Source organism: Orrella daihaiensis (genome assembly GCF_022811525.1).
GTDB classification, from domain to species: Bacteria; Pseudomonadota; Gammaproteobacteria; order Burkholderiales; family Burkholderiaceae_B; genus Algicoccus; species Algicoccus daihaiensis.
The window spans coordinates 350,740-370,819 of sequence record NZ_CP063982.1; the positions used below are offsets into that span (position 1 = coordinate 350,740).

Below are 20,080 nucleotides of genomic sequence, written 5' to 3' on the forward strand. Positions count from 1 at the left end.
GTAACAGAATGTAACTTGGGGCCAAATCCCTCTAACTAAGTGGATTTAGTTGGTGAAACGTAAGTTTCAGTATACAGTTGGGCTGCGTAGCACTTGCTTTGATCAAAGTTGTGAATATTGTTTTGGGGAGAAGGCAATGATTAAAACCCTGTGTGGAAGGTGGCTGGCCATGTTGCTGGTAGCCGGCAGTGGTTTTGCGATGATGGCTGTAGCGTTTGATGCACAGGCCAAACGCTTCGGGGGCGGCTTTAGCAGTGGTCGCCAATCGGTCAATGTCATGCAGCAGCGTCAAGCGGTAACGCCGCCGGCAGCCACTGCACCCAAGGCAGCTGGTACAGCAGGTGCAGCGACCGCCGCATCGGGATCGCGCTGGCTTGGACCTCTGGCCGGTATCGCTGCAGGCCTGGGTCTGGCTGCGTTGTTGTCCCATTTTGGGCTTGGCGGCGCCCTGGCTGACCTTCTGGTGCTAGCGCTGATTGCTGGTATTGCTTTCTTTGGGATCCGGTTTATTTTGCGTGCGCTCAGCGTTGGCTTAAGTCCGGCCGCGCAAGCGGCTAACGTGACCGCCATGCAGCGTCGTCAATACGAACAAGGTGAGCCGCAGCGCTCGCCAATGTCAGGTCTACTTGGGCCCGGCCCGATGCATGTCGAGCCATCCAAGCCGGTGGTAGGCGATTGGTTTATTCCAGCCGACTTTGATCAGCAGTCGTTTATTGAGGAAGCAAAAAAACAGTTCATCGCGATTCAGAAGGCGTGGGATACCGTTGATTTTGATGGGCTACAGTCCCGGCTGACCGAGGAGCTATATGCTGAATATGCGGGCAAGATGGCTGCCCATGGTGGCAAGAATCACACCGAGGTGGTGTTGCTCAATGCAGACCTGATGGGCATTGAGAAACTCACGGACGGTCATTTAGCCAGCGTGAGATTTTCGGGCATGATTCGCGAGGACAATCATGCTGAGGCGACCGCGTTTGAGGAAGTCTGGAACCTCTACAAGCCTGATGGTAAGGGCTGGTTACTCGCGGGCATACAACAATTGTCGTCGAATTAAGAATGACATAAAGGCCAGGACGCTTGCAGTTAAACTCTGTCTAGAGCTTTCATTGAGGTCCTGGCCATTTTCACTGCAAATCCTACCGTGCAGACATTGCCCCTGCTTTGGCAGCAACCGCCAAAGCAGGCGGTTTGCGTTGTGTTAAACCGCCTGTTTCAGCAACAGCCTGCCGTCCTGGAACTGCTTGCGCAGCATGCGGGCAGTAGCTTTCATTTGGTGGCAGCACCAATCGATGCTGCCATTAAGATTGGGCATGATGGCAAGCTTGCACCTGCCGATCCAGCCTTGGTGCCAGACGTTATGCTGACGATTGACACGGGACGTTTGTGGGCCGAGGGCTGGCGACCGGGACAGCCGTTTTCCGAGCGTGCCGGGCTGGTGCATGTCAGTGGTGACGCCGCGATGGCACAGACACTGTCAACGCTTGCCAAGTCATGGCGGCCAGATATTGAGGATTTGTTGTCGCACTACGTGGGTGATTTTGCGTCGGTACAACTGATCAGTGTGACCAAGCGTCTAGCGGGTTTGGCTTCTGAATTTGCCAAGCGCACCAGCCAGAACATAGCGGAATACGCTGCGTATGAGGCGCAGCTGGTGTTGCCAGATGCCCCATTGCGCGAGCATACAAGCGAGTTAGCAGCGTTAAAGCGGCGCCTAGATGATCTGCACAACCAGGTGGAGGCGCTTGACGCTCGCACGCAGCGATTGGCAGAAGAGGCGGGAGGCAACTCATGAGTGCGTTGCGTCTGGCTCGTATTATTGTGGTGAGCTTACGATATCGGCTCGATGAGCTCGTGCTTTCGAGTTTTGATCACCCTTGGGCGGTTCGATTGTTGCGTCTGGTACGTATGGGCGCGGCCCCTAAAATGCCCCGCGGTCAAAGGCTAAGGCTGGCGTTAGAGTCGCTTGGCCCCATCTTTGTAAAGTTCGGGCAGGTGTTGTCAACCCGACGTGACCTGATTCCGCCGGATGTGGCCGATGAGCTGGCATTGCTGCAGGATCATGTGGCGCCATTCCCCTCGGCACAGGCTGCACAGATTATTGAACAGGCCCTCGGTGCGCCACCGTCCGAGCTATTTGCGCATTTTGAGGTGGATCCAGTGGCCTCAGCCTCGATTGCGCAAGTGCATTTCGCTACGCTGCATGATGGTCAAGAGGTGGCTGTTAAGGTGTTGCGCCCTGGCATGCTTGAAGTGATCGATCATGATTTGGCGCTCATGCGCCAGATTGCCCGATTGGTGGAGCGTCTTTCACCGGATGGCAAACGTTTAAAACCTCGGGAGGTCGTGGCTGAATTCGACAAATATCTTCACGACGAGCTTGACTTGCTTCGCGAAGCATCGAACTGCAGCCAGCTGCGCCGCAACTTCTCACCCGGTACAGATCGGGGTGATCTGTTGATGGTGCCAGAGGTCTATTGGGATTACTGCGCGACCAATGTGTTCACCATGCAGCGCATGTACGGCATCCCGGTTGGTCAAATCGAACGATTAAAAGCTGCCGGTGTTGATTTGCAGGATCTGTCGCGCAAAGGGGTGGAGATTTTTTTCACCCAAGTGTTTACCGACGGGTTCTTTCATGCGGATATGCATCCGGGCAACATTTACGTTTCAAACCAACCCGAGAGTTTTGGGCGTTACGTTGCGCTGGATTTCGGCATTGTTGGCTCGCTTTCTGAATTTGATAAAAATTATCTGGCTCAGAACTTTCTGGCATTTTTTCAGCGCGACTATCGACGGGTGGCGCGCTTGCATATCGAATCGGGTTGGGTGCCACCCAATACTCGCGAAGAAGAGCTTGAAGGTGCTATTCGTGCTGTTTGTGAGCCATACTTCGATCGACCACTAGCCGAGATTTCGCTGGGCCAAGTGCTGATGCGATTGTTTCAAACCTCACGCCGGTTTCATGTTGAGATTCAGCCGCAGTTGGTTTTATTGCAAAAGACCTTGCTGAATATCGAAGGGCTTGGACGCGAACTCTACCCACAGCTCGATTTATGGGAGACCGCCAAGCCTTACCTCGAGAAGTGGATGCATGATCGGGTAGGCTTGACTGGCTTGCGGCGCAAAGTTGAACTAGAGGCTGGGCAATGGGCCCAATGGTTACCGGAGTTTCCGCGACTGATGCATGCCGCGCTGTCAAAGCCTGACTACAGTGAGGATGTCTGGCGAGAATTGAGACTGCTGCGCCAAGAGCGCGAGCGTGGCAATCGACTAAGCGCAGCTTTGCTTGTGCTGGCATCGATCGCCTTGGGTGTCGCACTCTATCATTTTTGGTAACCAAATGTAGCCGAGGCTCGTATGTGGTTTGTCATGTATATGTAGGTTATATCGGTTATTAATAACGGACATTTGATATTTTGAAGGCAATATCTTTTAGAGGCACGAGAGCGCATGCTATATCCTGAATTGTTCAAGTCACTCGAAGCAGTCCGTTGGAATATGGATGCCGATATCCCGTGGGACAGTTTTGATGCTTCTTTGTTAAGTGACGAACAAGCCCAAACCATCAAAATGAATGCCATCACGGAGTGGGCAGCGCTGCCGGCTACCGAGATGTTTCTAAGGGACAACCGTGGTGATAGCGATTTCAGTGCCTTCATGTCGGTCTGGTTTTTTGAAGAGCAGAAGCATTCTTTGGTGCTGATCGAGTATTTGCGTCGTTTTCGGCCGGATCTGGTGCCAACCGAAGAGGAGCTGCACAAAGTGCGGTTTGAGTTTGACCCAGCGCCTGCGCTTGAGACCTTGATGCTGCACTTCTGCGGTGAGATTCGTCTAAACCACTGGTATCGGTGTGCAGCACAGTGGCATACCGAGCCAGTGATTCAGTTTATCTACGAGACGATCGCACAGGATGAAGCACGCCATGCAGGTGCTTACTTGCGCTACATGCGCCGCGCATTGAACGATTTGGGCGATGACACGTCGGCCGAAGCCAAGCGCGCGTTTTGCAAGATCGGTGTGTTGATGGCCTCAGCCAAACGCACGTCGCAGGCATTGCACCCAACCAATCTTCACGTTAACCGTGACATGTTCCCCAATGACACGGTGCAGTCCAAGCTGCCCGAGCCCGGGTGGCTTGAACACTGGCTGGATGAGCAGATTCGATTTGATAGCGTCTGGGAAACCAAAGTGGCTGACCGGATCTTGCATAACCTGTCTGTGTTGTTTGGACAGCCCTTTAAGTCTGTTCAGGAATTAAACCGATTCCGCAAGGGTCTGGACAGGCCGGCAGAGTCCGTGCAAGCGGTCGCCTGAGCGAGCCGATCGTAATGGTCGCGCGGTTTGAATCCAAGATTTTGTCGCCCCAACAATGCCTGCAATGGCGGCGTTCGGATCAATGTGTCGGACCGGTCGTTTTTACTAATGGTGTGTTTGACTTGTTGCATCGTGGGCATGTCACGTATCTTGATCGTGCAGCCACCATCGGTGGCTGTTTGATTGTGGCGATCAATACCGACGCATCAGCCAAGCGGCTTGGAAAGGGCCCCGAACGGCCACTGAATAACGAGCAAGATCGTGCTGCCATGCTGGCGGCATTGTCATGTGTTGATGTGGTGACCTGGTTTGATGAGGATACACCCTACGAATTGATCGATCTGTTGCGGCCCGATGTCTTGGTCAAAGGTGGTGACTACGACATGTCCAAGCTAGCCGAAACCAAGCTGATCGAATCCTGGGGCGGTAGGGCCTTGGCGATTCCGTTTGAATTTGAGCGCTCAACAACAGCTTTGGTTAACAAGATTCGCCAATCAGACTAGCGGGGCCTAACGCTGTTTTCTGAGGTCGTGCATGATGCCCGTGCCGGGTGAGCCTGGTGGCTTTAACAGCTGGTTGATCGCAAACAAATCTGACTCTGACAATACGCCGCTATTGGCTCTTAGGCGCAGGCTGGTCAGCAGGGTGTTGTAGCGAGCAGCGGCAAGATCGCGTTTGGTAATGAATAGTTGGCGCTGTGCATCAAGCACATCGAGGTTGATTCGCACGCCAATTTCATAGCCCGTGAGGTTGGCTTTAAGCGCGGACAAGCTGGATTTCTCCGCTGCTTCAAGCCCCTTGATGCGGGCCAACCCCGCTTGAACACCGTTAAAGAACTGGCGCGAAAGCTGCAACGAACGGCGGCGCTCGGCTTCAAGGTCATAAACAGATTTCTGTTGTAGCTCTGCCTTTTCTACGACATTGGCACTGACACCGCCGCCCGAATAAATCGGCACAGACAGCGTCAAACCGACCGTGTTGTCGATGGTCCGGCCATCATAAAAAGGTTGAATCTGGGAGTTGCCAACCAGGTTGCTTGTGGATGATGCTGTCAGATTGACCGATGGGTAATGGCCAGACTTGGCGATTTCGATATCGTACTTCGCAATCCGTGTCTGAATCTGTGCGCGCACTACATTCAAATTGGCCGATTTTGCCTGATCGGACCAGGCGCTCAATTTGTTAGGCTGCGGGGCCGGCAACGGGATGTTGTATGGCAATGGGTATAAGGTCTGAGGCAAGGGCTGGCGACCAATGATACGGGCGAGCTCGTCTTCAGCGTTACTGAGTTCGTTTTCCAGGCCGATGATATTTGCAGAAGTCAGATCGAATCGTGCTTGTGCCTCTAAGGCGTCGGTGACAGTTGCATCACCCAATTCAAATCGCCGCTTGGCCGCAGCGAGTTGCTCTTGAATCGAGCGCTGCTCGGCTTTTAGGGCCTCAAGTTCGTCTTGTAGCGCCAAAATACGGAAATATGCTTCGCTAGAGCGAAGCATCAAGTCTTGATAGGCTAGTTGCAGCTGAACTTCCGCACTTGCCACTTGTAGCTTTGACTGCTCAAACGTCTGGATCGCGGACCAATTAAAAACCGGTTGCGTCAAGTTCAAGGCCCATGCCGAACGAGTGCCCTGAAACACCTGGTCAAAATTGCCTGTGGCCCGGTTGTCCTGATAAGCGCCTGTTAGTCCACCGCTAATGGATGGCAGCAGATTTGCTCTCGCAATGGGTAGTTTCTGGGCAGCTGCCCGATAATTGGCGCGCGCAGCTTGGTAGGTTGGGTCGTTGGTCAATGCCAGTTGCCACACTTGCGACAAATCCATGCTGGCAGCGTTTGACGTGAAGGCTGATAGGCCAAGCGCAACTAACAATCCTGCCAAGCGTCGAGCGCATGCCATCGGGCACCCCTTAGAATTTGAACCTTGAGACGCGTGGGCCTATCAATGGTTTGATGACTGTTTCAAACAGTGATTCGGTCTCGAAGCTAGCGGCGGTCATCCGGGTAATGCGAATGGCAGACATCACCGGCGTCTGGCCCACGACAGCCACCAAACGACCACCAACACGCAATTGATATTTCAGACTGTCAGGCACGCAAGGCAGCGAGCCAGATACCAAAATGGCATCGTATTCCGTGGTGCCCCAGCCTTCGCTGCCATCGCCGGTTTCAACGGTGACATTGTCAATGCCTGCATTTTGCAGATTTCGTTGCGCGATTGTTGCGAGTCTGGAATCAATCTCGACCGTGGTCACCTGGCGCGATAGGCTGGCCAACAAAGCAGCCTGATGGCCAGAGCCTGTGCCAATTTCAAGAACGCAATCGGCAGGCTTGAGTGTCAATGCCTGCGCCAAGCGCGCTTCAAGTTTTGGAGCCAGCATCGTTTGATGAGTATCTTCGCCATGTACGACCAGAGGCACTTCAAGATCACAGAAAGCCAAACCCCGGTACTGTTCGGGCACAAAAAGTTCACGCCGAACTTCGGCAATCGCGCGCAGGACATTCTCGTCATTGACATCCCACGGGCGAATCTGTTGCTCGACCATGTTGAATCGAGCACGTTCAATTTCAGGCAGGCTGGAAGCGTTCATGGTAACTATTGGTTGCTAGTGTTGATTCATTGTACTAGTGGTTCACCATACTGCGTGGAAATGGTGCACCGGCCCATGACCATGACCTACCGATAGTTGGCCAGACTCGGCAATTGCCTTGACCAGATAGGCTTTCGCCTCGGACGCGGCCTCTGGGGCATCGAGCCCCTTGGCCAAAAGCGTAGCAAGTGCGGCTGACAACGTGCAGCCCGTGCCGTGCGTGTTGCGGGTGTTGATTCGTTGGCCTGGCAACTCAATCATGACGTCGCCGTCGTGTAATAGGTCGGTTGTTTCATGACCAGGCAGATGACCGCCTTTTAAAAACACCCAGCGCTGCCCGTCGTGATTCATGAGGCTGCGTAGCCGTTCGGCTTGTTGGCGCATCTCTTTGATGTGCTCGGCTGCGCGGCCCTGCAGTAAAACCCCGGCTTCAGGCAGGTTAGGCGTGAGCATGGTTGCTAAGGGCAGCAGGGCCTCACGCAGCTCGCCGACCGCACGGGTCTCTAGCAACATATCCCCGCTTTTGGCGACCATGACGGGATCTAGCACCACGTGCGCCGGGCACCGTTTGGCCAGTTTGTCCGATACCACCCGGATGACGGGTGCTTGACCGAGCATCCCGATCTTGCAGCCATGAATGGTGACATCGTCAAACAGCGTGTCGATTTGGGCGCCCACGAACTCAACGGGTACGGGATGGATATGGGTGACGGCTTGGGTGTTCTGAGCAGTCAGTGCTGCCACCACTGCGCAACCGTAGCCGCCAAGCGCACTCATGGCTTTGATGTCAGCCAAAATACCCGCGCCACCTGACGGGTCGACACCGGCAATCGTCAATACATTAGGGATCATGATGTGTCTATGCGCGATGTGTTAGGTTTTAGCTGATACGGAACCAATCATCCCACTGGTTGGGGAGCTTGGGCTGCCTTCATAGGTTTTACGGGGCATGCGGCCAGCCAAAAAGGCCTCGCGACCGGCTTCTACGGCTTTGCGCATGGCGTTTGCCATCAAGACCGGATCCCCGGCAGCCGCAATGGCCGTATTCATCAAAACGCCATCACAACCAAGCTCCATCGCAATGGCTGCGTCTGAGGCAGTGCCAACGCCGGCATCGACGAGCACCGGTACTTTGGCTTGGTCGATGATGAGCTTGAGATTCCAGGGGTTCAAGATGCCCATCCCCGAACCAATCAGAGAAGCCAGCGGCATCACAGCCACGCAGCCGATATCTTCAAGCATGCGGCATTGGATCGGGTCGTCTGTGCAATACACCATGACATCGAACCCTTCGGCCACCAGCGTTTTAGCGGCAGCCAATGTCTCGGGCATATTGGGAAAGAGTGTGTGCGGGTCGCCAAGCACTTCAAGCTTGACTAATCGATGGTCATCTAGCAGCTCGCGTGCCAGACGCAGGGTACGGACTGCATCGTCGGCGCTATAGCATCCAGCCGTATTGGGTAAAAGCGTGAATTCGCTTGGCGGCAGGTAGTCCAGCAGGCTCTCTTGGTCGGCGTTTTGACCGATGTTGGTGCGGCGAATCGCCACCGTCACAATCTTGGCGCCACTGGCGTCAATCGCCGCGCGGGTTTGCGCGAAATCTTTATATTTGCCCGTTCCGACCAGCAGTCTGGAGGGGTAGGGTTTGTTGGCGATGACCAGTTGGTCGTTCGAACTCATTGGATTGTCCTTTGTTGGGAACGCTTGTGTCGGACCTGATCTGCGAGCATGCAAATCTGTCTAGCTGCATTTATAAACCTTGGACCCGGACGATACAGCGAATCGGCATCAATCACAGCCAAAGGAACTGTCAGCATCGTGGGTAGGGGATTTTCCAGCGGCCTGCCACTAATAATGACATCGGGCTTGGCTGCGATCAAGCTCTCTGGACTTACTAGGGGCGCTGGGGCTTGCGTTTGCGCAAATGGATTGGTGGCGCCACAGCGCTTGAGCGTATCGTTAATCAGCGCATGGCGGCCGATCACAAATTGACCATCGTTGCTGGCCAGGACCACGATATTCACAATTTGTGATTGATCGGTCGCCACAAAATCATCGAGCCTCTCTATGTCTTGGCTAAATCTTGTATACCAGGCCTGCGCCTGAGTGTCAGTTCCGAACATCTTGCCAAGCGTTATGACCGATCGTCCAATGTCTTCAAGGGATTCAGGGCTACTCGTCATAGTTCTAATCCCCAATGTACCTAGCTGTGAAAGCAGTGCTGATGGCCATCCAATTACCCAGTCAGGTTCAAGCGCAATGACTTGTTCGAGGCTGGTGCTTAACCCATCGCCGACTCGAGTGATTGTCAACGCACGCTCAGGATAGTCGCTTGACTGCACTGTGCCCACGATTTGAGCACCTGCACCGGCCGCAAATACCAATTCGGTGGCATGGGGCGTTAACGTGATGATGCGGGATGGCGCAGCCACCGCAAGGGCGCACCAGGCCCAAAGGCATAGTGCGCCAGAGATTGTTCGGTTAATACGTGGCCTTGACATTAAAAAATACATTGGAGCCCGGGGTGTTGAATCCTCTGACTAAAGTGTAGTTCTTGCCGAACACGTTGTTCCACTGGACTTGGAGTTGTAAGTGTTTATCCACGGCGTAACTGGCGCCGAGGTTAAACAGACCATAACCACCGAGCGTGTAGGCGCCATCCTGACGGCTGCTGGTCAAGTACCAGTCTGCATTGACCTCGAACTCACCCATCTGGTGTGTTCCACCCACCCGCAAAACGCGCTGGGCGTTAAAGGGTAATAGTTCGTCATTGGTCGTGTTGTAGGGGCTTAGCAGATCGTAGCTCGCGTTAATGACGGTGTTACGCCCAATTACCTGGGTGGCCGTTAGCGTCAAGCCCTTGATCACAGCGGTGTCGACATTATCTGGGATGTAGGAAGGCGCTTGCGAGACAATGAGATCCTTGATCTGGTTGTAATACCCTGTTAAGCCAAGCTCGCCACTGCTGTGGCGGTAGGTCAGGCCGAACTCGATATTGCGTGAGCGTTCAGGTTCGAGGTTCGGATTGCTAAAGCCGGGATAGTAGAGTTCGTTAAAGGTCGGTGCTCGAAACGCCGTGTTCGCCGATATATTGGCTCGCCAAGCTCTCGTGATGTCGATGGCATAGCCCAAGCTGCCGGTGGTGAAGTTGCCATACTGGCTGTTGTAGTCATTACGTACGCTGGCTTGAACCTGGTGAATACCCCACTGGCCGGTGTAGATGGCCATGAGTGAATTGGTAAAGAGGCTATCGTTGTCAAACGTCACGGGTGCCCCGTATGAATAGGCGTCTACCGATTGTTCTAGCCGCTCTGCGCCGATCGTCAGATATTGCGTGTCCGTTAATTCGAATCGGTTTAGCCATTGATATTGTTGTTGCTTTGAGCGGAAATAGCCGTCGCCTGCTCCCATGGGATTGTTCTGGGTCTCGTTTTTTTCGCTCATGAAACTAGCCGAGAGTGTGCTTAGCCAACGCTCATTGATTTGGTTGCGCGAGGTAACAATGGTGCTACCTAGCGTCTGGATGCCGCGATCATTAAAGTCTCGATCAAGGGTGTCGAATCCGCCATTGACTCGTGACTGTAAAGTTTGAATTGAAAGTGTTTGACCTTCGGCCCAGGTGTAGCCGAGTTGCCCGCCAATATCTGACTCGTAATAAGAATCGCTGTCTGGTGTCACCGCAAATGGATAATCCCCATTGGTCGCATCAAAACCATGACTTTGACCGTAACCGCCATACAGGCTGTACGTCCAGCCGTTCTGGCTTCCAGACAACGAGGCACTATATTTGCTGGTCGCGTAGGTCCCCACGCCGGCATTGGCCTCGAACTGTAGGGGACGGTCACCCGCTTGGCGGGTAATGACGTTAATGACGCCACCGATCGCATCGGCGCCGTAGATACTGCTGGCGGCACCTCGCATGATCTCAATGCGTTCAATGGCATTGAGCGGGATGGCATTCAGAATCGGCAAGCCGTTGGTTGGCGAGTTCACCCGCATACCGTCAACCAATACCAGACTTTGCTTGCTGTTGGTGCCGCGCACGTTGATGGCTGAGACCGTTTGTGGGCCGCCTCGGTTTATGTAGGTGATCCCATGTTGGCGCGACAGGACTTCAGCGAACGATGTGTCGGGGGTTTGATTCAGAACCTCGCGCGTAATGACAGAGTTGTCGCCGATGGTCGCTTGAACGGGCTCCGGACTGCGGGTTGCCGTCACGATAATCGGGTCTAGTTCGATCGGTGAGGTAAGGCTGTTTTGCGCGAACGCGCAAGTACTAATGACGCAGGCGACCGTGGCGGTCGTGCGCGTGGCGATGGAAAAATACATACGTTTCTCTTGATGTGGACGTGCGTCCCCGCATGTCCGGTCAATCACAGGATCCGAGCGCTTGTCTGACGCGCGTCTCCACCCGCTATGGCCGGTATCGGGCTGGCATCGCTGACACATTTGTCTGATGCTGACCGTTGCGGGGGCAGCACAGGCTGGCGGGCGAATCTCCGCTTCCTGTTTCCCGTTTAACTTTCGCCGTACGACTGCAATTCCAAGAGATTCGCGGCGTCGCATCGAAAGCACCAAAGCGTAGTGACTGTAGCATGCCGATAAAGCCCTTCCTTGATCTAGCGCTACTGAGCTGCAACTTCCCTGAATTTGTTACGATTAGCGGTTAACTTTTAAGCAAACTGTGAGTAATTCCGCAGTATCAGCATGTCCTACCCAAATCTGCCTCATCCCATCGAGTCCTACACCCGCGGCCAAGCGTTTGTTCGCGCATTGAGCAAACGAATCCTGATTCTTGATGGTGCCATGGGCACCATGATTCAGCGTTACAAGCTGACCGAGGAGGATTTCCGTGGCGAGCGGTTTGCCGACCACGGTAAGGATCTCAAGGGCAACAACGAGATTCTCTCGATACTGCGTCCAGACATCATTCGCGAGATCCATGAGCAGTATTTGGCGGCTGGCGCCGATGTGATCGAAACCAACACCTTTGGTGCCACCAGCGTAGCGCAGGGTGATTATGAGCTGCCCGAGCTAGCCTATGAGATGAACCTGGTGTCGGCCAAGTTGGCCTGTGAGGCCCGGGATGCATACGCCAGTTCAGACCGCCCACGGTTTGTCGCGGGAGCTTTGGGTCCACAGCCCAAGACCGCATCCATCTCCCCGGATGTCAACGACCCGGGTGCGCGTAATGTAACGTTTGACGAGTTGCGGGTTGCGTATGCCGAGCAGGTTAATGGTTTGCTTGATGGTGGAGTGGATCTGCTACTGCTTGAAACCATCTTCGATACGCTGAATGCAAAGGCGGCGATATTTGCGATTGAAGAGGTGTTTGAAGCTCGTGGCGAGCGGTTGCCCTTGATGATCTCTGGCACGGTGACCGATGCATCCGGTCGCATTTTGTCTGGCCAGACGGTCGAAGCATTCTGGAATTCAGTGCGCCATGCCCGACCCATCACGATTGGTCTGAATTGTGCTTTGGGGGCGGCGTTGATGCGTCCTTATGTCGCTGAACTTGCCAAGATCTGCGACACCTACGTGTGTGTATATCCCAACGCGGGGTTGCCCAACCCGATGAGCGAGACGGGGTTTGACGAGACGCCAGAAGACACGTCTAGCCTGTTGGAAGAGTTTGCTCAATCCGGGTTGGTCAATATGGCGGGTGGTTGCTGTGGCACCACACCGGAGCATATCGCAGCCATTGGGCAGAAGTTGTCTAATTTGGCGCCACGCCTCGTGCCAGATATACCGTTGCGCACCAGGCTCTCTGGGCTTGAGGCATTGAACTTCGATGCCGAATCTTTATTTATTAATGTGGGTGAACGCACCAACGTGACGGGCAGCAAGATGTTTGCGCGCCTGATTCGTGAAGAAAACTACGACGAAGCCTTATCCGTTGCCCGCCAGCAGGTTGAAAACGGTGCTCAGATTATTGATATCAACATGGATGAAGCCATGCTGGATTCTGAGGCGTGCATGCGCCGGTTCTTGAATCTGGTGGCTTCCGAACCGGATATCTCGCGTGTACCCGTCATGATCGACAGCTCCAAGTGGACAGTGATTGAGGCGGGTTTGAAGTGTGTGCAAGGCAAGCCGGTTGTGAACTCGATTTCACTGAAAGAGGGTGAAGAGCCGTTTCTACATCAAGCCAAACTGTGCCGGCGATATGGTGCCGCGGTGGTCGTGATGGCGTTTGATGAGCAAGGCCAGGCTGATACGCTTGCACGCCGGAAGGAGATTTGTCAGCGCGCCTACGATCTTTTGGTGAACGAGGTGGGCTTCCCGCCAGAAGACATCATTTTTGATCCGAACGTGTTTGCGATTGCCACAGGCATTGAAGAGCATGACCACTACGCGGTCGATTTCATCGAAGCCACGCGCTGGATTCGCCAGAACCTGCCACATGCCAGAATCTCAGGCGGCATCTCCAATGTCAGCTTCTCGTTTCGGGGCAATGAGCCCATGCGAGAGGCGATTCATACGGTTTTTCTGTACTACGCCATCAAAGAAGGCTTGTCGATGGGCATTGTGAATGCCGGGCAGTTGGGTGTCTATGCTGAGCTCGACAAAACCTTGCGTGATCTGGTCGAAGATGTGGTGCTTGATCGACAGGATAATTCTGTTGGCAAGACAGACCCGAGCGACGAGCGCACCAACACCGAGCGTTTGGTCACATTTGCTGACACGATCAAAGGGTCGGGGGCAAAGAGAGAGGAAGATCTGGCCTGGCGTTCAGAGCCAGTAGAAAAACGTCTGACGCATGCGTTAGTGCATGGCATCACAACATTCATTACTGAAGACACCGAAGAAATTCGCCAGCAAGTCGCTGACCGAGGTGGTCGCCCGATTGAGGTCATCGAGGGCCCGCTCATGGATGGCATGAACGTGGTGGGCGATTTGTTTGGCGAGGGCAAGATGTTCCTGCCGCAGGTGGTGAAGTCCGCCCGCGTGATGAAGCAGGCTGTGGCGCATCTGGTGCCTTTCATTGAAGAGGAAAAAAGACAGATCGCCGAAGCGGGTGGCGATGTGCGCGCCAAAGGCAAAATCGTGATTGCCACGGTCAAGGGTGACGTGCACGATATTGGCAAGAACATCGTGACAGTGGTGCTTCAGTGCAATAACTTTGAAGTAGTGAACATGGGTGTGATGGTGCCTGCTGCCAAGATATTGGAGTGCGCCAAACAAGAGAATGCTGACATCATTGGGCTGTCGGGGTTAATCACGCCAAGCCTGGAAGAGATGGCAGTGGTGGCCTCTGAAATGCAGCGCGACGAATACTTCCGTAGCCGTAAGATTCCGCTCTTGATTGGCGGTGCGACGACGAGTCGGGTACACACGGCCGTCAAGATTGCGCCGCACTATGAAGGCCCTGTTATTTATGTGCCCGACGCCAGCCGCTCGGTCGGCGTGGCACAGAACCTGGTTTCAGACAACGCGCAAGCCTACATCGATGGCTTGGCAGAAGAATACGAGACAGTGCGTCAGCGTCATGCGCAGCGCCAGGCAACACCATTGATCTCGATTGCAGATGCACGTGCTGGTAAGCCACAGTTTGACTGGGCGACTTACCAGCCGCCCAAGCCCAAGTTTATTGGGCGTCGACTATTTAAAAACTTCGATTTGGCAGAACTCGCCAAGTACATCGACTGGACGCCATTCTTTCAGACATGGAGCTTGTTTGGTTCATATCCCAAGATCCTCGACGATGATATCGTCGGCGAGCAGGCCAAGAAGGTGTTTGCCGATGGCCAGGCGATGTTAAAGCGACTGATTGATGGTCGCTGGTTGACCGCTAACGGAGCTGTGGCGTTCTACCCGGCCAACACGGTCAATGATGATGACATCGAGGTCTATCGCGATGACCAGCGCGACGAGGTGTTGTTCACTTGGCGAGGCTTGCGCCAGCAGGGTGTTAAGCGTGAGGGTGTGGACAATAAATGTCTCTCGGATTTCATTGCACCGAAGTCTTCTGGCGTGAAGGACTACATCGGTTTGTTTGCGGTCACCGCTGGCGTGGGTGTTGGCAAGAAAGAGGACGAGTTCATGAAGGCGCAAGATGATTACAGCGCGATCATGTTTAAGTCCTTGGCGGATCGCCTGGCTGAAGCATTTGCCGAAGCGCTGCATGCTCGCGTGCGCACCGACCTCTGGGGCTACGCGTCTGAAGAGTCGCTTTCAAACGATGAACTGATTGCCGAGAAATACGTTGGCATTCGTCCGGCGCCCGGTTATCCTGCGTGCCCTGAGCATGTGGTCAAACGTGACATGTTCGATGTCTTGCAGGCTGATGACATCGGCATGGCGTTAACGGATAGTTTTGCGATGGATCCGGCAGCGAGCGTCAGCGGTTTTTATTTCAGTCATCCTCAATCACAGTACTTCAACGTCGGGTTGATTGGTGAGGATCAGTTGCGTGACTATGTGGCCCGTAGTGGTCGGACCGAAGCGGATGTGAGAAGGAGCCTCGCACCTGTCATTGGGTAAATCTGAATGAGATTCACCAAAAACACTGGTATAGCTCACGATCCTAAGGTGCAAGACCTGTATAAGCCTCTGCGGTCGATAAAAAATCCTGTCTAGGATTTGACGGCGCGAGACTCTTGCCTGAACTTGGTCACTGAAACTAACTTCAACTCACCCCTATTCGAGTCGTTCTCTAGGCGCTAGCGAGTTGGTTAACTCCCGTCAAGGACTTTGCTGTAAGCGCAGGCGCATCCTTGCATCCTAATACATTTGCAGTTACAACCATGTCGTTATATTTAAGGATATGTCATGGCGATCACACCTTTGAAATGGACCGCAATCGAACCAAGCGTGATTCGGGATGCGGTTAGTGGCAGGCTTGGGTTTCAGGAACAGTTCGGCACCACCTATGTATCGGGGGCGACCAATAGCCTGGCTTTAAAACAAAACCCAATCGACGGTTCGGTCAATGAGGGTGATGCGCTGCTTTATATCGGTACGACCAACGGTGGTCTATATGTTCGATCCTATGACTACCAGTCTGACCGTTGGTCGGATTCGTGGACTTGGTTAAGTAGACCATCAGGTTCCACATCGGCTGGATATAACGGTGCACAAGGTGTGGCAAGCCTTGCTTTGTCGCCCGATGGATCTCTGATTGCCGCCGGGCGCGGCAACTCCAGTAACTTCAAGGCCTATACGCCAAGCGGTCCCTCGCTGCAAATTGGACAGATACAAGCGGATGGCTCAGTCGATTGGTTGCCCGTCGTTAGTCAAACGGCTCTTTCAGGACAGGGCAGTACTTACAACGTCAGATCTTTGTTGTGGCAAGACGATGCGCTTTATGCCAGTTTCTACAATGACGCCACCAACTACGGCGAAATTGGTCGATTTGTCGTTGATGGTTCTGGTGCGACTTTGAGTTATGAGAGGCTCGGAACCACAAACTCTCCGATCTTGACAGCTACCGCAGGGAACGCTGACCCGGTTTTTTTTGGTACGTTGACTGGAAATCTCTTCCGCGCCAATCCAGATAATTCGGTGAATACGCCGGTCAGCGGTGAGGCTTGGCAACAAGTTGTTCAAACTCGACTTGGAAATTCCGAGTTTCTAGGGCGACTGGTGATGCAATCAGATCCACAGCAGCCCGATGGCTACGTTATGTTGGCAGGTTGGTTCAATATACAGAAAGGCAACATTGCGCATGTAGACCGTTTGACCATGACGGCAGACGGTGTCGTGAGCGCAGTTGATTCCATTGATCTCGCGGGATTAGCGGGAAGTGGTCAAGCCAATGTAATAGACTTTTATGGTAACTATACGTTGGCTTTCGATCCCCAAGATGAATCGTTAGATTCGGTATTGGTTGGTGGCAATCAGTATTTGTCCGCGCACCCGGTTGACGCGCAACCGTATGCGAGCACAGGCGGGTTAATACGAGCGAATTTTACGTCTGGCGCTGTAGAGCCAATTTTTGGGCCTTATCAAGATGAGTCGCAAGCGTTGATTCCCGAAAGTCTTTTGATTGGGGCGCCGCATGCCGATAGCAGATTGATAGTGACCTTAATGACTCCCAATGGCGAGGTCATCATTCAAGGTGATGATGGGGGTGTTTGGCAATTATCAGAAAATCCTGATGCGCCATCTATCTTGCATTGGACTTCATTAAACACAACTGGCCTGAACTCACTTGAGACCGTGGCTAGTGGGTGGGATGCCCGCAGCAACAGCTTTGCATCAGCTTTCCAAGATAATGCAACGTCGATTGGGCAGTTGGGTCGCGATTACATGCACAACGTTTGGGCGGGCGATGGCAACCTTGCATTAATGGATGATGCACCAATCGATGCTCAAAATGCCCTTAGTTGGGTGTACTTACAGTCGCAGAGGTACATGTTTTCTGGCTCGGTCGGAGCATTTGCGCTCGATGGGCAAGGCAATGTCGACCAGGCTCAGCAGCTTCAAATGGTCACGAACTGGCAAGGCAATTCAGTGCAGCCGGTTCAGTGGGTAGAGGTGCTTGCCATCATTGAGGCGAATCCTGAGGTGCCGTTGGATCAGATTGATGACAAAGCCGTCTTCAAAAGCCCTGCTGCAACAAACCCCTATCGCCAGGGTGATGTGGTGTTGGCGGGTCAATCAACGTTGTATGAGACGTTTGTTCCTAATTGGTCTGATCGGGTAACTGCTGACGGCTACGGCACGCTTGAACTGGTGCCAGTCTTACCGTTTTCAGATGCCAATACGATTTTTACTGCAGTCAACATCGGCAGTTCTACAGCCTTGATTAACCAGTTAGGTCAATCGAAGCCTCATTTCTGGGATAGTTTGATGGCCGCCAGTTGGGATCTGACCACTTCCCGCAGCGCCATTTGGTACAGAGATCCAGTGGTCGTGCCCGATGCCCCAGCGACGCTAGGTGAGGTCGACAAGGCCTTTTTAGAAGCGATTGAGCTGAAACAATTGGCCACCACTGAATACCCCATTGGTGATGTGGCTTATCAAACAGATAGCCAAGGTCAGTTACAGGCAGCCTATTGGGTTGAGGTAAGTCGTCCATTGCTTTATCAAGCAGCTTCAAGCAAGACGCTCTATCCTGATGGCGCAAACGAAGGGGCCGCACTAGTCATTTACCGTGACGGTGAACTGACCCGCCTGCCGTATGCGACTACGTCGGGATTAAATCAGCTCGTTCAAGCGGCAGATACCTATGGTCCTACTGCGATCGAAATTTTTCCTGCCAATGAGTCGGCGCCAGCGCTTTTGGTGATTGGTGGCGAGCATGGCTTATTCGCTGCTGAGCTCGATCAGCAAGGAATGCCCGGCACTTTCAGTGCGATGAATATAGATGGGTTGGCTGAAGGTGTCCAACTAGGCAGCGCGGTAACGGGTATTGAATATAACGCCCAAGACGATTTAATGATCGCCTCCATGCTTGGAAACGGGTCATTGCTGTTTAGCCGCACAGGTGACATTGGTGCCACGCCGACATCGGCAGAAAGTTTGCATGTCAGTCAGACGATTGTGCAACAAGCGCTATCGGAAAATTTAGACAAACGAGGTAATCCGGTACAAGGTGGCTTCGTGATTGAGCTTGGCCCGCAGGCCTTTGACGACAACGGAATGGCCACCGTTGAGTTCGTCATCGATGATGCAGATTTGTGGCGAAGTCATCTGGATTCGGTGACCTTTTATCTCGACCCTGGGGACTCGCCTAAAGCCTTCGACTTGTTGGATCGATCAGGCACTCAAATCATTGAGCGACTAACGTTTCATGAATTTGCTGATATGCGCCTTGGAAATTTCCAGACTCGAGCCAGTGCATCAGAATTGCCACCAATTTCATTGCCATACACCGTTAACTTGTTGGATGGCAATGACCAAGTCATTCAGACGGTTCAGTCCAGCATTGATCTGATGCCTAACGGCGCCACGCCAGTGCTCTATGAATACGACAGTCAGCTGACCGACAGAAAAGTGTTTCAGGCACAGTTTGGTTACGGCGATGGTGTTGAGTTTCAAAAATTGCCCTTTGTCGTGAAGACGGCATTGCCCGCAACGCTTGCACAAAACACTGAGCTGTTCCTGTTTGAGGTGGACGATACCAGCGGTTTGATCGAGTTGCCCGATGGGTCTTCCTATTTGCCAACTGATCCGGATTATTTGCAGGTCGCGGTACCAGCGGCACGGATATCATCGGATAGTCCAATCGTTTCGGGACGCTCGAGCGATCTGCAAGGGCTTGATGTAGAGATCTTGAGCCGGCTATTTGGTCAAGATGATTTGTCGGGCTTTTTGGCAACCGAAGAAGTGTACTTTGGTGACAGTGCAGTGACATCGATACCGCTGGTTTTTGATGATCCAGAAGCGCCGATACCTCCACTATTCGGGATGGCACTGAGGTCTCCCGATGGCACGATAACGGCGTCAACGGTGTCGATTGCTAACCTGACTGGAAATCAGGTGTCGTTGATTTCAGATCAGACGCAAGAAAGCTTTGTGATCGATGTCGGCTACGGAGGGTTATTCGCTGCCCAGCACAATGGGGGCGATATCCAGATTGCCAAATTGGGTGGGTTGGCCTCTGCAGTGGGATTTGTCCGCGTGGATGATTTGTTTGGGACGATTGATGGGATTGCGCCTGATCAAGCGGGTTACGTGGTGGCCGCACTAGATCGTAGCCTTGAAGAAGGATTGGCTGTGACCTTGGATCAAGGCTATGGCTCTTTGCAGACCTATCAAGTCGATGGCTTTATTGAAGGTACCTACTATGCCAGTTTCATCACGCCGGGGTATCAAACCGTTCAAGCCGCACGAGATGCACTGGCAGATAACCTTCAGGCCGATACGCCACTGGTTCTATTTAGTTTTGATAAGGCTAACACCAGTGCTCAGGGCCAGACAGTGTCTGCTGCTATTCCATTCGCCAATGATGTGATTGCCTTTGAAGATATGCCCGTTTCGGGTGATCTCGATTTCAATGACATCGTGATTGCATATGGAGCGATTGTGTAGCTTTTAGTTCTTAGTTCTGGTTTAACCTTTGTTGAACAGATCATAAGATCGCCGGGTTACCCCGGCGATTTTTGCGAACTCCACGGCTTTTTCTTGCATAATTTTTGTTGAGCATGCTCATACACATCCTACGTGATCTTCATGCTGCAAAAGTGTATGGCTCATGAGTGAGACATTTCAATTGCCTGCTCTAGTCATGACT

The 20,080-nt window shown here is 53.2% G+C and carries 13 protein-coding genes and 1 riboswitch; of the genes, 7 read left to right on the forward strand and 6 right to left on the reverse strand.

All coding sequences use genetic code 11. The features are described from left to right. The first annotated feature begins 136 nt into the window (after positions 1 to 136). The 5 genes from DHf2319_RS01690 (at position 137) to rfaE2 (ending at position 4,817) form a co-directional block, all read left to right on the forward strand. Positions 137 to 1,054 carry a Tim44 domain-containing protein gene (locus DHf2319_RS01690; RefSeq protein WP_243479082.1) on the forward strand — a complete coding sequence of 306 codons (918 nt, stop codon included), beginning with the start codon at positions 137 to 139 and terminating at the stop codon, positions 1,052 to 1,054. An 87-nt stretch (positions 1,055 to 1,141) separates the two neighbouring features. Further along, a complete protein-coding gene (locus tag DHf2319_RS01695) occupies positions 1,142 to 1,792 on the forward strand; it encodes a ubiquinone biosynthesis accessory factor UbiJ (protein WP_243479083.1) in 651 nt (216 codons plus the stop codon). After that, positions 1,789 to 3,336 (forward strand): ubiquinone biosynthesis regulatory protein kinase UbiB, encoded by a 1,548-nt coding sequence (gene ubiB, locus DHf2319_RS01700; protein WP_243479084.1) that lies wholly within the window; start codon positions 1,789 to 1,791, stop codon positions 3,334 to 3,336. The genes DHf2319_RS01695 and ubiB overlap by 4 nt, the downstream gene beginning before the upstream one ends. Before the next feature lie 114 nt (positions 3,337 to 3,450). Then, positions 3,451 to 4,314 carry a ferritin-like domain-containing protein gene (locus tag DHf2319_RS01705; RefSeq protein ID WP_243479085.1) on the forward strand — a complete coding sequence of 288 codons (864 nt, stop codon included), beginning with the start codon at positions 3,451 to 3,453 and terminating at the stop codon, positions 4,312 to 4,314. Positions 4,315 to 4,328: 14 nt separating this feature from the next. Further along, a complete protein-coding gene (gene rfaE2, locus DHf2319_RS01710; RefSeq protein WP_243479086.1) occupies positions 4,329 to 4,817 on the forward strand; it encodes a D-glycero-beta-D-manno-heptose 1-phosphate adenylyltransferase in 489 nt (162 codons plus the stop codon). A gap of 6 nt (positions 4,818 to 4,823) precedes the next feature. Here rfaE2 and DHf2319_RS01715 read toward each other — a convergent pair whose 3' ends face one another. The 6 genes from DHf2319_RS01715 to DHf2319_RS01740 are packed head-to-tail and all read right to left on the reverse strand — an operon-like array spanning position 4,824 to position 11,229. Continuing rightward, a complete protein-coding gene (locus DHf2319_RS01715; protein WP_243479087.1) occupies positions 4,824 to 6,209 on the reverse strand; it encodes a TolC family outer membrane protein in 1,386 nt (461 codons plus the stop codon). 10 nt (positions 6,210 to 6,219) lie between these two features. Continuing rightward, entirely contained in the window at positions 6,220 to 6,900 is a 681-nt protein-coding gene (locus DHf2319_RS01720) for a protein-L-isoaspartate O-methyltransferase family protein (protein ID WP_243479088.1), read from the reverse strand. Between the two features lie 42 nt (positions 6,901 to 6,942). Further along, positions 6,943 to 7,752, reverse strand: a complete 810-nt coding sequence (gene thiD / locus DHf2319_RS01725) for a bifunctional hydroxymethylpyrimidine kinase/phosphomethylpyrimidine kinase (protein WP_243479089.1) — start codon at positions 7,750 to 7,752, stop codon at positions 6,943 to 6,945. Positions 7,753 to 7,773: 21 nt separating this feature from the next. Continuing rightward, positions 7,774 to 8,580, reverse strand: coding sequence for a thiazole synthase (locus DHf2319_RS01730; protein ID WP_243479090.1), 807 nt, complete (start codon positions 8,578 to 8,580; stop codon positions 7,774 to 7,776). Beyond that, entirely contained in the window at positions 8,577 to 9,332 is a 756-nt protein-coding gene (locus DHf2319_RS01735; protein WP_243479091.1) for a helical backbone metal receptor, read from the reverse strand. The genes DHf2319_RS01730 and DHf2319_RS01735 overlap by 4 nt, the downstream gene beginning before the upstream one ends. 49 nt (positions 9,333 to 9,381) lie before the next feature. Next, positions 9,382 to 11,229: a TonB-dependent receptor domain-containing protein gene (locus DHf2319_RS01740; RefSeq protein ID WP_243479092.1), complete on the reverse strand. Its 1,848-nt coding sequence runs from the start codon at positions 11,227 to 11,229 to the stop codon at positions 9,382 to 9,384. An 85-nt stretch (positions 11,230 to 11,314) separates the two neighbouring features. Further along, positions 11,315 to 11,480: riboswitch (cobalamin riboswitch) on the reverse strand. Between the two features lie 127 nt (positions 11,481 to 11,607). On the opposite strand from DHf2319_RS01740, the gene metH reads away from it, so the two are divergent. Both metH and DHf2319_RS01750 read left to right on the forward strand, forming a co-directional pair. Then, positions 11,608 to 15,384 (forward strand): methionine synthase, encoded by a 3,777-nt coding sequence (metH, locus tag DHf2319_RS01745; protein WP_243479093.1) that lies wholly within the window; start codon positions 11,608 to 11,610, stop codon positions 15,382 to 15,384. Between the two features lie 288 nt (positions 15,385 to 15,672). Further along, positions 15,673 to 19,878 carry a DUF4114 domain-containing protein gene (locus DHf2319_RS01750; protein WP_243479094.1) on the forward strand — a complete coding sequence of 1,402 codons (4,206 nt, stop codon included), beginning with the start codon at positions 15,673 to 15,675 and terminating at the stop codon, positions 19,876 to 19,878. Positions 19,879 to 20,080 lie beyond the last annotated feature (202 nt).